13 protein-coding genes are annotated in these 14,222 nt (G+C 73.6%); 7 read left to right on the forward strand and 6 right to left on the reverse strand.

The genetic code is table 11. The features are described 5' to 3' along the window. Window positions 1–170 precede the first annotated feature (170 nt). Window positions 171–365, forward strand: a complete 195-nt coding sequence (locus AB0E77_RS13235; RefSeq protein ID WP_161166034.1) for a hypothetical protein — start codon at window positions 171–173, stop codon at window positions 363–365. A gap of 49 nt (window positions 366–414) precedes the next feature. Next, a complete protein-coding gene (locus AB0E77_RS13240; protein ID WP_361569366.1) occupies window positions 415–2,256 on the forward strand; it encodes a hypothetical protein in 1,842 nt (613 codons plus the stop codon). 45 nt (window positions 2,257–2,301) lie between these two features. Here AB0E77_RS13240 and AB0E77_RS13245 read toward each other — a convergent pair whose 3' ends face one another. Then, window positions 2,302–3,801, reverse strand: a complete 1,500-nt coding sequence (locus AB0E77_RS13245) for a PLP-dependent aminotransferase family protein (RefSeq protein ID WP_361569368.1) — start codon at window positions 3,799–3,801, stop codon at window positions 2,302–2,304. A 101-nt stretch (window positions 3,802–3,902) separates the two neighbouring features. On the opposite strand from AB0E77_RS13245, the gene AB0E77_RS13250 reads away from it, so the two are divergent. From AB0E77_RS13250 to AB0E77_RS13265, 4 genes are all read left to right on the forward strand, one after another. Continuing rightward, window positions 3,903–4,565, forward strand: a complete 663-nt coding sequence (locus AB0E77_RS13250) for a hypothetical protein (RefSeq protein WP_361569370.1) — start codon at window positions 3,903–3,905, stop codon at window positions 4,563–4,565. Further along, on the forward strand, window positions 4,562–5,329 hold the full coding sequence (locus AB0E77_RS13255) for a glycerophosphodiester phosphodiesterase (protein ID WP_361569371.1): 768 nt from the start codon (window positions 4,562–4,564) through the stop codon (window positions 5,327–5,329). Before AB0E77_RS13250 ends, AB0E77_RS13255 begins: the two co-directional genes overlap by 4 nt. A 63-nt stretch (window positions 5,330–5,392) precedes the next feature. Beyond that, window positions 5,393–6,739, forward strand: a complete 1,347-nt coding sequence (locus tag AB0E77_RS13260; protein WP_361569372.1) for an MFS transporter — start codon at window positions 5,393–5,395, stop codon at window positions 6,737–6,739. Window positions 6,740–7,018: 279 nt separating this feature from the next. After that, a complete protein-coding gene (locus tag AB0E77_RS13265) occupies window positions 7,019–7,393 on the forward strand; it encodes an RNA polymerase-binding protein RbpA (RefSeq protein WP_003977404.1) in 375 nt (124 codons plus the stop codon). A gap of 139 nt (window positions 7,394–7,532) precedes the next feature. Here AB0E77_RS13265 and fxsA read toward each other — a convergent pair whose 3' ends face one another. The 4 genes from fxsA to AB0E77_RS13285 form a co-directional block, all read right to left on the reverse strand. Continuing rightward, a complete protein-coding gene (fxsA, locus tag AB0E77_RS13270; protein ID WP_361569374.1) occupies window positions 7,533–8,105 on the reverse strand; it encodes an FxsA family membrane protein in 573 nt (190 codons plus the stop codon). A 46-nt stretch (window positions 8,106–8,151) separates the two neighbouring features. Further along, entirely contained in the window at window positions 8,152–9,102 is a 951-nt protein-coding gene (locus AB0E77_RS13275) for a polyprenol monophosphomannose synthase (RefSeq protein ID WP_361569376.1), read from the reverse strand. A gap of 525 nt (window positions 9,103–9,627) precedes the next feature. After that, complete coding sequence (locus AB0E77_RS13280) at window positions 9,628–11,235, reverse strand: amidohydrolase (RefSeq protein ID WP_361569378.1); 1,608 nt, start codon at window positions 11,233–11,235, stop codon at window positions 9,628–9,630. 78 nt (window positions 11,236–11,313) lie between these two features. Then, the gene (locus tag AB0E77_RS13285; protein WP_004002750.1) at window positions 11,314–11,754 is read right to left on the reverse strand and encodes an Lrp/AsnC family transcriptional regulator; all 441 of its coding nucleotides are present in this window, start codon (window positions 11,752–11,754) and stop codon (window positions 11,314–11,316) included. A 266-nt stretch (window positions 11,755–12,020) separates the two neighbouring features. On the opposite strand from AB0E77_RS13285, the gene AB0E77_RS13290 reads away from it, so the two are divergent. Then, the gene (locus tag AB0E77_RS13290) at window positions 12,021–12,458 is read left to right on the forward strand and encodes a hypothetical protein (protein ID WP_361569380.1); all 438 of its coding nucleotides are present in this window, start codon (window positions 12,021–12,023) and stop codon (window positions 12,456–12,458) included. Window positions 12,459–12,879: 421 nt separating this feature from the next. Here the strand turns inward: AB0E77_RS13290 and AB0E77_RS13295 are convergent, their stop codons facing one another. Next, window positions 12,880–14,052: an acyl-CoA dehydrogenase family protein gene (locus AB0E77_RS13295; RefSeq protein ID WP_361569382.1), complete on the reverse strand. Its 1,173-nt coding sequence runs from the start codon at window positions 14,050–14,052 to the stop codon at window positions 12,880–12,882. Between the last annotated feature and the right edge of the window lie 170 nt (window positions 14,053–14,222).

Here is a 14,222-nt window from a genome sequence, read left to right on the forward strand (position 1 = left end):
GTCACGGGCCCGGCCGTGGGCGGCCCCGGTGCGCGGCCGGCCACGGGACCGCTCCGCCACACGGGGCAATTTTATGAAAATTCCTCCATTTGCACCTTTAATCGTATGGATACATCCTGTGAGCCTGGAAGTACTCATGGTGACTGTCCCCGCGAACCAGGAGAACTCACATGATCCTCTCGATCTCAGGCGTGGTCCTGCTCGGCATCGTCGTCTTCATCTTCTTCCGCAAGGACGGCCTCAAGGCCTCGCACGCGCTGGTCGCGGTCCTGTTCGGCTTCTACCTGGCCAGCACGGCCATCGCCCCGAGCATCAGAGCGGGCGGCGAGAGCCTGGCGGGCCTCCTCGGCGGAATCAAGTTCTGACGGCTCGGCCTGCCCGAAACCCGCACGTACGCACTCCCAGGAGGCAGCAGTGGCCCGGCGGCCCCTCCCCCGCATTCTGAGCAACGGCGGCGCACAGCTCGCCCGGAGCCGGGAGCTGGCCCGGACGGCGGCCGACGGCGCCACGGACGTCCTCCAGCCCCTCATCACGATCGGGCGCGGTCTGCGCCGGCTGGCCTCGGCCGCCCGGCGCAGATGGACCGAGACCCCCAAGGACCGGCGCGGTGCGCTGCTGTTCCTGGTGGCCTCCGTGGTCCTGGTCGTGGCACTGGCGCCGTACGGCCCGCTGCTCGCCGTCATCGTCCTGATGTCGGCGGCGGCGTGGCAGGGCAGGGACCGCACGCCGCCGCGGCCCGCGGGCCCCGACGACGCGCAGATCCAGCGCCTCAAGTCGCTGTACGAGGCGCTGGTCCCGTACTTCTCGATCGCCGAGGACCCGGATCCGCTCTACGTCCACGGCGGCGCGTGGGAGAAGGCGTTCCCGGCGCACGAGTTCGACGAGGCCGGCCGGGTCACCGAGCTGGTGATCCGCTACCCGGCGTACTTCACGGACGGGGAGGCGCAGTCCCGGGCGCGGATCGAGCACCTGCTCACCGCCAAGGCCGGCCGGGGCCGCGAGTACCACTACACATGGGACGAGGAGGCCAATCACCTCACCCTCACCGTCCTCCCGCCGCTGCCCGCCGACATCGCCGCCCAGCGGTTCGTCACGGCACCGGGCGAGACGGTCCTCGGCTTCACCGACCCGACCCGTGTGCAGCGCACGCTTCCGCTCACCCACGGCGAGGAGCGGCGGGACGTGCCGCCGGTCGTCTGGCGCACGGGCATCCGCTCCACCGAGCCGCATCTGCTGGTCCTCGGGCAGCCGGGCACCGGCACCTCCACGCTGCTGCGCTCGATCGCCCTCCAGGCCCTGCACCACGGCGACCTGGTCATCGTGGACGGCGGCGGCACCGGCGAGTACGCCTGTCTGACCGGACGCGACGGCGTCCTGGCGGTCGAGTGCGGCCTCGCCGGGGCGCTGACCAGCCTCGAGTGGGCCGCCCACGAGACGGAGCGCCGGCTGATCGCCGCCAACCGGGCCCGCCAGGAGGGCCGGCCGGCGCCCGACGACGCCCGGCGTCCGCTGTGGGTCCTCGTGGACCGCCCGAGCGCGTTCACGCACCTCGCCGCCGCGGACGGCCGCAGGGACCCCCAGACCCTGCTGCAGATCCCGCTGCGGCACGGCCGGGCGGCGAACGTGACGGTGGTCGTCGCCGAACAGCTGGACGCGCTGGACGGTCTCGTCGACGCGGTACGGCAGCACACGCGCGCGCGGGTGGTACTCGGCCCGGCCACGGCCGACGAGCTGACCACGGTGCTGGGCGCCGCCCCGCACACGACGCCCGTCGACCAGGTGCCGCCCGGCCGCGGCTACGCCCGCCTCGGCTCGGGCCCGGTGCACCGGCTCCAGGTGCCGGCCACGCCGGACCCCTACGACGACGCGACGAGCGACGCACAGCGGCAGGCGGTCCTCGACCTGCTGCCGCCGCGCACGACGCCCGCCGACGGTGAACAGGCGGCCGTGCCGGCGAAGGCCAGGCCGCACACGATCCTGATCAAGACGAAGGACCTTCCGGCCGAGACGCGGACCGTCTCCACCGAGGGCACGGCGAGGCTCGAGACCAGGTCCCCCGCCGAGAAGACCGGGGAGACCGGGAAGAGGGAGACCGAGGACAGGGAGACCGGGGAGGCCGACGACACCCCGGGCACGTCCGAGCCCGAGCCCGAGCCCGAACCCGACCCCGAGCCGGTCGCGGCGTCCTCGGCGCCGGCGAGGTCCACCGCCGAGGCCGCGCCGGGCGAGAGGGTCGCCGCGGCGGAGACGGCCTGACCCGAACGACGGGCCGTGTCCGCACCGTGCGCGGACACGGCCTACCTAGGCCACGAAGGTGCGGGGCGCCTCGTTCCCCCCGGTGCCGCCGTTCTCCACCAGCCGGGCCGCCGCGGCCAGGCGGACCGCCGCCTCGTCCGCCACGGCTCCGCCGACGGTGAACGGCAGCCGGACATAGCCCTCGAAGGCCCCGTCGACCCCGAATCTCGGCCCGGACGGGACCCGCACCCCGACCCGCTCCCCCGCCTCGGCGAGCCGCGAGCCCGAGAGGCCGCCGGAGCGCACCCACAGGGTGAGGCCGCCGCGGGGCACCTCGAACTCCCAGTCCGGCAGCTCGCGCCGTACCGCCGCCACCAGCTCGTCGCGGTTCTGCCGGGCCTGCTCGCGGCGCATCCGCACCGCCTGCTCCCAGCCGCCCGTGCTGAACAGCCAGTTCACCGCGAGCTGCTCCAGCACCGGCGTGCCCAGGTCGGCGTAGGCGCGCGCGGCGACCAGGCTGCGGATCACGTCGGGGGCGGCGCGGACCCAGCCGATGCGCATCCCGGCCCAGAAGGCCTTGCTGGCCGAGCCGACGGTGACGACCGTGGAGCCGGCCGGGTCGAAGGCACAGACGGGGCGCGGCATCTCGACGTCGTCCTCGAGCCACAGCTCGCTCATCGTCTCGTCCGCGACGAGCACGGTGCCGGCCGAGCGGGCCGCGTCCACCAGCCGGCGCCGCTGGTCGTCGTCGGCGAGCGCGCCGGTGGGGTTGTGGAAGTCGGCGACGACGTAGGCGATGCGGGGCGCCGCCTCCCGCAGCACCTGCCGCCAGCGGTCCACGTCCCAGCCGGTGAGGCCCTCGGCCATCGCGACGGGGACCAGCCGCGCCCCCGCCTCGCGCATCAGCTGGAGGATGTTGGCGTACGACGGCGACTCGACGGCGATGCGCTCGCCGCGGCCCCCGAAGAGGTGGCAGATCGCGTCGATCGCCCCCATGGCACCGGTGGTCACCATGATCTGCTCGGGCATGGTCGGGATGCCGCGCGCGGTGTAACGCTCGGCGATCATCGACCGCAGCGCGGGCAGCCCGGCCGGGTAGTCGCCGTGGGTGTGCGCGTAGGGCGGCAGCTCCTCGAGGGCGCCCTGTACCGCGCGGGTGAGCCAGGGCTCGGGCGCGGGCAGCGCCGCGCAGCCGAGGTCGATCATCGAGCCGAGGGCCTCGGGCGGCAGCGGCTCCAGGCCGCGCGCGGGCAGCGGGTTCCCCGCCGGTACGGCGGTCCAGCTGCCGGCGCCGCGGCGGGACTCCAGGAAGCCCTCGGCGCGCAGGGCCTCGTAGGCGGCGGCGACCGTGGTGCGGCTGACGGTCAGGGCGAGCGCCAGTTCGCGTTCGGCGGGCAGCCGGGCGGCGACCGGCACCCGGCCCTCGAGGACCAGCAGCCGGATGCCGTCGGCGAGCGCGCGGTAGGCGGGCGGGCGGCGGGTGCCGGGTCCTGCCGGGCGGTCCTGCTGGGAGCCGAGGAGCCGGGCGAGCTGGGCCGCCCCCACGGCCGAGGTCCACTGCGCCATGGAAATCAGTCCACCTTCCCCGAATTGGCCATGGTTGGCTCTGCTTCTCAAGCCACAGGGTGTCATGCAGCAGTCCACTACCACCACACAGGGGGCACGTCTTGTCCAGCCGATCCGGACACGCTCGTTTCGCGCGGCGACTGACACAGCTCTACGGCGGCCTCGTGCTCTACGGCGCCAGCTCGGCGCTGCTGGTCAGGTCCGGGCTCGGCCTCGAACCCTGGAACGTGTTGCACCAGGGCCTCGCCGAGCGCGCGGGTCTGTCCATGGGCGTGGTGCTGACCGTCGTGGGCGCGGCCGTGCTGCTGCTGTGGATCCCGCTGCGCCAGCGGCCGGGCCTGGGCACGGTCTCCAACGTGCTGGTGATCGGCGCCGCGATGGACGCCACGCTGGCCGTGGTGCCCGACGGCCACGGCTGGACGCTGCGGATCGCCATGATGGCGGCCGGGATCGTCCTGAACGGCGCGGCGACCGGGCTGTACATCGCGGCCCGGTTCGGACCGGGCCCGCGAGACGGTCTGATGACGGGCCTGAACCGGCGCACGGGCCTGTCGGTGCGCCTGGTGCGCACGGTGCTGGAGGTCACCGTGGTGACGACGGGCTTCGTCCTCGGCGGCACGGTGGGGGTCGGCACCCTCCTGTACGCCCTGGCGATCGGGCCGCTCGCCCAGGTCTTCCTGCGGCTGTTCGCCGTGCCGGCGGCACCGGAGGGCAGCACGGTGGTTGCCGCGGCTCGGCCCTCGCGCGCGATACTGCGGCGGTGACCACCCCGATACGCCACCCCTACCTCGACCATCCCGGTCCGATCGCCTTCGCCCACCGGGGCGGAGCGGAGGACGGCCTGGAGAACACCCTGCGCCAGTTCCGGCGGGCGGTCGACGCCGGCTACCGGTACATCGAGACCGACGTCCACGCCACGCGGGACGGCAGGCTCGTCGCCTTCCACGACGCGACCCTGGACCGGGTGACGGACGGGGCCGGCCGGATCGCCGATCTGCGCTGGGAGGAGGTGCGCCACGCGCGCGTGGCGGGCGAGGAGCCGGTGCCCCTCTTCGAGGAGTTGCTGGAGGCCTTCCCCGAGGTGCGCTGGAACATCGACGTGAAGGCGGAGCCGGCGCTGCGGCCCCTCCTGGAGCTGGTCCGGCGGACGAACGCCTGGGGCCGGATCTGCGTCGGCTCGTTCTCCGAGGCCCGCGTCGTGCGCGCGCAGCGGCTGGCCGGGCCGCGCCTGGCGACCTCGTACGGCACCCGGGGCGTGTTCGCCCTACGGCTGCGCTCCTGGGGCGTGCCGGCCGTGCTGCGCCGCTCGGCCGTGGCCGCACAGGTGCCGGAGGCCCAGTCGGGCGTTCCGGTGGTGGACCACCGGTTCGTGCGCGCCGCCCACGCGCGCGGGCTCCAGGTGCACGTGTGGACGGTGAACGATCCGGCCCGTATGCACCGGCTCCTGGACCTGGGAGTGGATGGCATCATGACCGATCACATCGACACACTGCGCAAGGTCATGGAGGACCGCGGCGTCTGGGTCTGAGCCTCCGGGACCCGTGGCCGGGCACCGGCGGCGGCGCGCGTTCACGGGGAAGCGAGGGCACGGGTGGGCATCGACACCGTGCGGACGGACGCGGCCGACGGGGCCGACGGCCGGCGGCGCGAGCAGCGCGGCTGGTACTTCTACGACTGGGCGTGCTCGGTCTACTCGACGAGCGTGCTCACCGTGTTCCTGGGGCCGTATCTGACGTCGGTCGCCGAGTCGGCGGCGGACGCGGACGGCTATGTGCACCCCCTGGGCATCCCGGTGCGCTCCGGGTCCTTCTTCGCGTACTCGGTGTCCCTGTCGGTGATCGTCGCGGTGCTGGTGATGCCCGTGGTGGGCGCCGCGGCCGACCGTACGGGCCGCAAGAAGCCGCTGCTCGGGGCCGCCGCGTACACCGGGGCGGCGGCGACGGCCGGCATGTTCTTCCTCGACGGCGACCGCTATCTGCTGGGCGGCCTGCTGCTGGTCGTCGCGAACGCCGCGCAGTCGGTGGCGATGATGCTCTACAACTCCTATCTGCCGCAGATCGCGCCGCCCGAGGAGCGCGACGCGGTCTCCTCGCGCGGCTGGGCCTTCGGCTACGCGTCCGGATCGCTGGTCCTGATCGCGAACCTGGTGCTCTACACGGGGCACGCCTCCTTCGGTCTGAGCGAGAGCGAGGCCGTCCGCGTCTGCCTCGCCTCGGCCGGACTGTGGTGGGGCGCCTTCGCGCTCATACCGCTACGGCGGCTGCGCGACCGCCGCGTCGCCGCCCGGGAGGCCGCCCTGCCGGGCTTCCGGCAGCTCGCGGCGACCGTCCGCGACATGCGCCGCCATCCGCTGACCCTGGCCTTCCTGCTGGCCTACCTGGTCTACAACGACGGCATCCAGACGGTGATCTCCCAGGCCTCGGTCTACGGCTCCGAGGAACTGGGGCTCGGGCAGTCCACGCTCATCGTGGCCGTGCTGCTGGTCCAGGTCCTGGCGGTGGTGGGCGCGCTGGCGCTTGGCCGGCTGGCACGGACCTACGGCGCCAAGCGCACCATCCTCGGATCGCTGGTCGCCTGGACGGTCACGCTCGCGGCCGGCTACTTCCTGCCGGCCGGGGCGCCGGCGTGGTTCTTCGTGCTGGCGGCCGGCATCGGCCTGGTCCTCGGCGGCAGCCAGGCGCTGTCCCGCTCGCTCTTCTCCCATCTGGTCCCGCCGGGCAGGGAGGCCGAGTACTTCTCCGCGTACGAGATGAGCGACCGCGGCATGAGCTGGCTCGGGCCGCTGCTGTTCGGCCTCACCTACCAGCTGACCGGGAGCTACCGGGACGCGATCATCTCGCTGGTGGCCTTCTTCGTCATCGGGTTCGTGCTGCTCGCCCGGGTGCCCGTACGGCGTGCGATCGGCGACGCGGGCAACCCGGTACCCGAAAGGATTTAGCACTTGGCACGAAAGGGCGGTAGTGTACGCGTTTGGCCTGCCAGGCGTACCGTTACTGCGCGTCAAAGGTGCCGAAACGCTATGTCGCATCTGGTGACAGAGGTGACAAACCGGACGTCGGCGGGTACTGCACTGGTTGACAAGGCTGCGGCTGCGACGGCGACGCAGGGCCCGGAACGGGGACTCCGGACGGGAATCTTTACCGCCGCCCGGACGTTGACCGGATGACGACGACAGCGACACCTGTCCTGTGGGCGACAAGCCCGGGAGGCACGATTCATGAGTGAGCGAGCTCTTCGCGGCACGCGCCTCGTGGTGACCAGCTACGAGACGGACCGCGGCATCGACCTGGCCCCGCGCCAGGCCGTGGAGTACGCATGCGAGAAGGGGCATCGGTTCGAGATGCCCTTCTCGGTCGAGGCGGAGATCCCGCCGGAGTGGGAGTGCAAGGTCTGCGGGGCCCAGGCACTCCTGGTGGACGGCGACGGCCCTGAGGAGAAGAAGGCCAAGCCCGCGCGTACGCACTGGGACATGCTGATGGAGCGGCGCACCCGCGAGGAGCTCGAAGAGGTCCTCGAGGAGCGACTGGCCGTTCTGCGCTCCGGCGCGATGAACATCGCGGTTCATCCGCGGGACAGCCGCAAGAGTGCATAGTCCCCACGGGGGCTGAGCCGGCTTTCAGCACAGCAAGCGACGCGGGCGCCGTACGTGACTTCACGTGCGGCGCCCGCGCTTTGTCATGCGCTCTCTCGCACGGGCTCTTGCGGCGAGGCGCTCACCGGGCGCGGTCCCGTCAGCGCGTCAGCGGCGGGCGAGGGTCCTGAGGGGCATCGCCCGGTTCGTCCCGGATGACCTCGCCCTGGACGACCTTGCCGTCCGGACGGTGCATACGGGCCTGCCGGAAGGCGTCACCCAGGGTGCCCGGGCCGGCCTCGCGGAGCTTGCGCTCGACGGTGCGCTGCGTGGAGCGGCTCACGGCCTTCTGGACAGGGGGCAGCAGGAGGAGCAGGCCGAGCGCGTCCGAGATCATGCCGGGGATCATCAGGAGCAGGCCGCCCAGCATCGTCAGCCCGTTGCCCTCGCTGTTCGGCCGGGGCGCGGGCATCGCGCCGGGCTGCTGCCGTTGCAGTGTCTCGGTGAGGTCGCGGAAGGCCCGGCGGCCGGCCCGCTTGATCACCACGGAGCCGAGCACCACGCCGCCGACCAGGATGAGGAAGACCACCCACCCGCTGGACGCCCCCGCGACCACGGTCAGCAGCCAGATCTCCAGCACGAGCCACGCGGCGAGGCCCAGCGGCAGGTAGGTGCGCAGCCGGGAGCGCCGGGGCCGGGCGGAGGACCTGGGGGTCTGAGCGCCTGTCGTCATACTCCCAGTGTGCCTGGGCCCGGCTCAGCACGGGATAAGGGGGTGATCAGGCCTTCTCGTCCGGCTCGGCCTTCTCGTCCGGCTCGGCCTTCTCGTCCGGCTCGGCCGGCTGTGCCGGTGCGCTCTTCCCGGCCGGCCCGGCCTCGGCGCCCTGCCGGCCCGGCCCGCCGTCAGGCCCGGCACCGGTCCTGCCGGCGTGCTTGTCGGCGGGCTTGTCGCGGCCCAGGACCTTGCCGACCCGCTCCCCCACCCCCCATGTGGTGACCCGCCAGAGGGCCTCCACGAGGATGTCGCGGCTCATCTTGGAGTCGCCGAGTTCGCGCTCGACGAACGTGATGGGCACCTCGACGACGTGGTAACCGGCCTTGACCGCCCGGCGGGCCAGGTCGACCTGGAAGCAGTAGCCCTGGGAGGCGACCTCGTCCAGGCCGAGCCCCTCCAGGGTCTCCCGGCGAAAGGCGCGGTAGCCGCCCGTGATGTCGCGCAGCGGCAGATCGAGCGCCAGGCGCGAGTACATGCTGCCGCCGCGGGAGATGAACTCGCGGGACTTGGGCCAGTTCACCACCCGGCCGCCGGGCACCCAGCGGGAGCCGAGCACCAGGTCGGCGCCCTTGAGCGCGGTCAGCAGGCGGGGCAGTTCCTCGGGCTGGTGGGAGCCGTCGGCGTCCATCTCGACCAGCACGCCGTACCCGTGCTCCAGGCCCCAGCGGAAGCCCGCGAGGTAGGCGGCGCCCAGCCCCTCCTTGCCCTTGCGGTGCAGGACCTGGACGTGGTCGTCGCCGGCCGCCAGTTCGTCGGCGAGCTTGCCGGTGCCGTCGGGACTGTTGTCGTCGGCCACGAGCACGTGCGCCTCGGGGACCGCCTCGCGCACGCGCCCGACGATCGCCTTGATGTTCTCCGCCTCGTTGTAGGTCGGGATGATCACCAGGGCCGTGCCCAGGGGGCCGAACCGCCTCCCGTGGTCCGCTGCCGCGAGCGTCCCGTCGCCGTCGTTCACTGCTGCCCCTTCATGTCCGTACGCAGAGGACCACCATAGTGGCCGCGGCCTGCGGTGACGTGACAGGACGTGCGATCGGTGGTGTCGACGCCGCGGAACGCGGGTAGGGATGCGCGTTTCGGACCGTTTGCGCGGCGGATGGGGGCCCGGCGCCCTTCGGGCCGGCCCGGGACCCGCTGGCTGCGGGTCGACCGGAAGCCGTTGTCTACTGAGCGCCCGGGCCCCACCCGGGTCACACCTCCCGACCGGCCGTATCGTTCCCCCGCCGTGGCGCGAGCGCTGAGCCTGGCTCCCAGTGGCGGTGCGCCGGTGCGGCACACCGTCCCTGACGCAGCGGCGCCGCGGCGAGTGCGCGGAGGTTTCCCGGTCGGGCGTCCGGTGGTGGACTCCGCCGAACCTACCGGCCCTCCGCAGTCGCCTGTCAACAGTCGTTCGACCTGCGGTTTTCACATCAATGCCCAGGTCAGCGCGGCGGACGCCCCGCGCCCTCGGGTCCCAAGATCACCGCCCCGTCGGCCGTGGAGATCACTCGCCCGGCCGTACGAAGACCGTCCGGCCGCCCACCACGGTGCGCAGGCAGACCGGCAGCTCCCGGCCGGGGGTGAGATCGGGCAGGCCGGGGGTGCCGGAGCGCGGGTCCGTCGACCAGCGCGCGACCCGGTCGTCGGGGGCCTGCACGACCAGGGCGCCGGTGCGCCAGACGGCGTAGTCCGCGGGCGCGCCCGGCACCAGGACGCCCGCGTCGTCCCGGCCGGTCGCCCGCCAGCCGCCACGCGTGTGTGCCGTGAAGGCCGCGCGCACCGAGACGCGGTGCTCCGGCGTGCGGTGGAAGGCTGCGGCACGGACGGTGCCCCACGGGTCGAGGGGGGTGACCGGGCTGTCGGAGCCGAAGGCCAGCGGGACGCCGGCGCGCAGCAGGGCGGCGAAGGGGTTGAGGGTGCAGGCCCGCTCGGCGCCCAGCCGCTGGGCGTACATGCCGTCCTCGCCGCCCCACAGCGCGTCGAAGGCGGGCTGGACGGAGGCGGTCAGACCGAGTTCGGCGAGGGCCGCGACGGTGTCCGGGGTGAGCATCTCGGCGTGCTCGACGCGGTGGCGGGCGGCGCGGACGCGGGCGAGGCCGACCTTCTCCGCGGCGGCACGCACTCCCTCCACGACAGCGGTCACGGCGGCGTCGCCGATGGCGTGGAAGCCCGCCTGGAGGCCCGCCTCGGTGCAGGCGACGACATGGGCGGCGACGTCGGCGGCGTCGAGGTAGGCGGTGCCGGTGTTGTGGCCGGCGTCGGCGTACGGCTCGTGCAGGCAGGCGGTGTGCGAGCCGAGGGCGCCGTCGACGAAGAGGTCGCCCGCGGCGCCGACGGCGCCCAGCTCCCGTGCCTTGTCGACGTCCCGTTCGGCCCAGTAGCCGATCACGCGCGGCCCGTCGCCGGCGGCGGCGAGACGCAGCAGCGCCGTGAGGTCGTCCTCGGAGGAGATCTCCGGGCCTGCGCACTCGTGAACGGTTCCGATGCCGAGGGAGGCGGCGTGCGTGAGCGCGGCGCGCTGGGCCTCGGCGCGCTGGGCGGGGGTGAGGGCGCCCAGCGCGGTGGCCCGCACGGCGTGGTGGTCGCCGGCGGTGAGCGGGCCCTCCGTGCGCGCGACGCCGCCCGGGACCAGGTCGAGCAGTGCGGTGGTGACGACCGCGGAGTGGACGTCGACACGGCTGAGGTAGAGGGGCCGGCCGCCGGTGGCCTCGTCCAGTTCCGCGCGGGTCGGGGGCAGGCCCTCGGGCCAGCGGGAGGCGTCCCAGCCGTGGCCGAGCAGGACCCGGTCGCCGGGGCGGGCGGCGGCGAAGTCCCGGACGAGGGCGAGGGCCGCCTCGCGGGTGGGGGCGCCGGACAGGTCGAGGCCGGTGAGGGCGAGGCCGGTCGACGTGGTGTGCACATGTGCGTCGGTGAACGCCGGGGTGACCAGCGCGCCGTCCAGGTCGATCACCTCGTCCACGCCGTCCGCGAAGGCGTCCGCGGCACCCTCGGAGCCGACCCAGGCGACCTGGCCGCGTTCGACGACCATGGCCGTCGCGAAGGGGTCGGCGGGACTGTGGACCTCGCCGCGGCGCAGCAGGACGGTGGCGGGCGGGGTGGTGGACTCACTCATGGACACCAGTCTCGCCCCTCGCGCCGGGCGGCCCGCACGCAGGTCGGCGCCGCGCGGGGCCGGGGCGGCGGGACGGGGTCAGATGCGGGGAGGGCGCGCCTCGTAGGGCGTCGAGAGGACCACGGTGGTGCGGGTCGACACACCGGCCAGGGAACGCAGCCGGGCGAGCAGTTCCTCCAGCTCGTGCGGGGTGGCCACGCGGACCTTGAGAATGTAGTTCTCGTCGCCCGCCACGCTGTGGCAGGCCTCGATCTCGGGGACCCCGGCCAGCCGGTCGGCGATGTCGTCGGGCGCGCTGGGGTCGAACGGTTTGACGGAGATGAAGGCGGTCATCGGCAGCCCGACGGCCTCCGGGTCGACGACCGCGGCGTACCCGCGGATGACGCCACGCTGTTCCAGCCGCCGCACCCGCTGGTGCACGGCCGACGTGGACAGGCCCGTGGCCTTGCCCAGGTCGGTGTAGCTCATCCGCCCGTCCTTGACGAGCAGCTGCACGATCTGTCGGTCCAGCTCCTCCATGGCGCAAGAACCTACAGTGCGCTTGATCCCCTCGGAAACCTGAGCAGCCCAGGTCATGCCGGTTCGTGATGTGGGCGGGGGCCGGCGGGCGACGCGGCGGGGACAGAACCACCGCACCGGGCACCTGCGAGTGGCATGTGACCAACGCCACACACTCTGCTCCGTCTCCGTGATGTTCTCGTGATTACCCGGGATGGCGGACGGGAAGTGCTTGCTGTGGCCGAGACCGCAGTGCCGTCCCGGCCCAGCCCGAGGGGGAGAATCCCATGCAGAGTCTTAAGCGCCCTGGCCGTACCGCGCCCAAGCGGCAGCAGCCCGTCGTCGAATCCGTGCCGGAGGGCGTCGATCCCGACGTCTTCGACGACGAGGAGCTCGACGCCTACGACACCTTCGAGATGTACCGGGTGATCTGCCCGGACTGCGCGCAGCCCATCGCCCTGCTGGCGGACGAGGAGGTGCTGCCGGAGCACGCGCTGTGCGCCTCGCCGTGGAACCCGTTCGGGCTGACCGTCTGCGCCGGCACCGGACGCAGGGCCACGGACGCGCGTCCCGCGGACGAGTCCTTCCGGCCCCATGAGCAGGACACCGCCCTGCTGTTGACGCTGCCGCACGGCCTCGACTGGCGGACCCAGCCCTTCTCCCACGTCGGCGGCCCGGGCTCGCGCCCGATGCGGGTGCCGGCGATGTGGCGCGAAGCCGCCTGAGCGACCGCGTCCCCGGGAGCGCCGTTCCCGGTGCACGTCCTTCCGCGCCACGGCACGCAGGCCGCCGTGGCGCGTACGGGTGTGCCGTCGGGCCCGCGCGGGCGCGGCGGACTCCGTGAACGCACGCCCGATTCCGCGGGCCGGTGACCTGTCCGCGCTCCGCGGCGTTGCCCTGGTATGACTCCCACGTACTCGGCGACCGGGAGCCGGCGCCGCGTGTTCGTGCCGGTGCCGACGGAACCGGTGCCACCGGCTCCGCAGCCCCCGGACCCGCCGATCTACCGCGAGTTGATGCGGACCTGGGCCGACCGGGGCCGCACGCTGCCGGGGCGCCACGACCCGGAGTGGGTCCGGCTCGCCGAGCCCCCGCGAGGGCTCGGCGACAGCGTGGCGACCGGTGACTTCAGCGTCACCGGGACCTTCAGCGTCCCTCGGGACCCGCGAGGTGACGGCCGATGACCATCCGCTGGATCTGGTTGGTGCCCTCGACGATCTGCAGGACCTTCGCCTCGCGCATGTAGCGCTCGGCCGGGAAGTCCGCGGTGTAGCCGTACCCGCCGAGGACCTGGACGGCGTCGGTGGTGACCCGCATCGCCGTGTCGGTGCAGAACAGCTTGGCCATGGCGGCCTGCTTGGCGAAGGGCAGACCCGCGTCGCGCAGCCGTGCCGCCGTCAGGTACAGGGAGCGGCCGGCCTCGATCTGGGTGGCCATGTCGGCGAGCAGGAAGCGCAGTCCCTGGAAGTCGGAGATCGGCTTGCCGAACTGCCGTCGCTCGGCCGCGTAGGACACCGCCTCGTCCAGCGCCGCCTGGGCCACGCCGATCGCGCAGGCGGCGATGCCGAGCCGCCCGGAGTCGAGCGCGGACAGGGCGATCGCGAAGCCCTGGCCCTCCTCGCCGAGGCGGCGCGCGTCGGGGACCCGCACGCCGTCGAGGTGGACCTGGGCGGTGGGCGAGCCCTTGAGGCCCATCTTCTTCTCCGGCGCAGCGGCGCTCAGCCCCTCGGCGTCGCCGGGGACGAGGAAGGCGGTGATGCCACGCGGGCCCTCCGCGCCCGTGCGGGCCATGACGGTGTAGAAGTCGGCGATGCCGCCGTGCGTGATCCACGCCTTGGTGCCGGTGAGCACCCAGTCGTCCCCGTCGCGCACGGCCTTGGTGCGCAGGGAGGCGGCGTCCGAGCCGGAGGCCGGCTCGGAGAGGCAGTAGGCGCCGAGCAGACCGCCGCCGAGCATCGCGGGCAGGTGCTCCACCTGCTGCTCCTTGGTGCCGTAGGCGGCGAGCGCGTAGGAGGCGAGGGTGTGCACGCTGACGCCCAGGCCGACGGTGAGCCGGGCCGCGGCGAGCTCCTCCAGGACCTGGAGATAGACCTCGTAGGGCTGCTCGCCGCCGCCGTACTCCGCGTCGTAGGGCAGACCGAGCAGGCCGGAGTCGGAGAGCAGGGTGAAGACCTCGCGCGGGAAGCGTCCGGCGTCCTCCTCCTCGGCCGCGCTCGGGGCGATCTCGCGCTGCGCGATGTCGCGGACGAGCGAGATCAGATCCCGTGCCTCGTCCGTGGGCAGTTGCCGGTCCACCGGCTGCGGGGCGCGGTCGGGCATGGCGACGCTCTCCTCCCTGTCGGGCACATCGGCGGACGTGCGCCTTGGGTGGAGGCGGCTCCGCCTGGTCGTTCGGGCCTGGCCGATGCTCGCACTCCCGGGTCACGGAAGCGGCTGACCAGCGGCTGTGCGCTGTGAGTATGCCCGATCGGACGCATGGAGTCACCAGT

Source organism: Streptomyces sp. NPDC032940, from assembly GCF_040636935.1.
Classification (GTDB): Bacteria; Actinomycetota; Actinomycetes; order Streptomycetales; family Streptomycetaceae; genus Streptomyces.

What these genes read in the sequence shown, in the direction of transcription:
- AB0E77_RS13235 (WP_161166034.1), top strand. Translation starts at nt 171, where the DNA reads ATGATCCTCTCGATCTCAGGCGTGGTCCTGCTCGGCATCGTCGTCTTC.
- AB0E77_RS13245 (WP_361569368.1), bottom strand. Translation starts at nt 3,801, where the DNA reads ATGGCGCAGTGGACCTCGGCCGTGGGGGCGGCCCAGCTCGCCCGGCTC.
- AB0E77_RS13265 (WP_003977404.1), top strand. Translation starts at nt 7,019, where the DNA reads ATGAGTGAGCGAGCTCTTCGCGGCACGCGCCTCGTGGTGACCAGCTAC.
- fxsA (WP_361569374.1), bottom strand. Translation starts at nt 8,105, where the DNA reads ATGACGACAGGCGCTCAGACCCCCAGGTCCTCCGCCCGGCCCCGGCGC.
- AB0E77_RS13280 (WP_361569378.1), bottom strand. Translation starts at nt 11,235, where the DNA reads ATGAGTGAGTCCACCACCCCGCCCGCCACCGTCCTGCTGCGCCGCGGC.
- AB0E77_RS13285 (WP_004002750.1), bottom strand. Translation starts at nt 11,754, where the DNA reads ATGGAGGAGCTGGACCGACAGATCGTGCAGCTGCTCGTCAAGGACGGG.
- AB0E77_RS13290 (WP_361569380.1), top strand. Translation starts at nt 12,021, where the DNA reads ATGCAGAGTCTTAAGCGCCCTGGCCGTACCGCGCCCAAGCGGCAGCAG.
- AB0E77_RS13295 (WP_361569382.1), bottom strand. Translation starts at nt 14,052, where the DNA reads ATGCCCGACCGCGCCCCGCAGCCGGTGGACCGGCAACTGCCCACGGAC.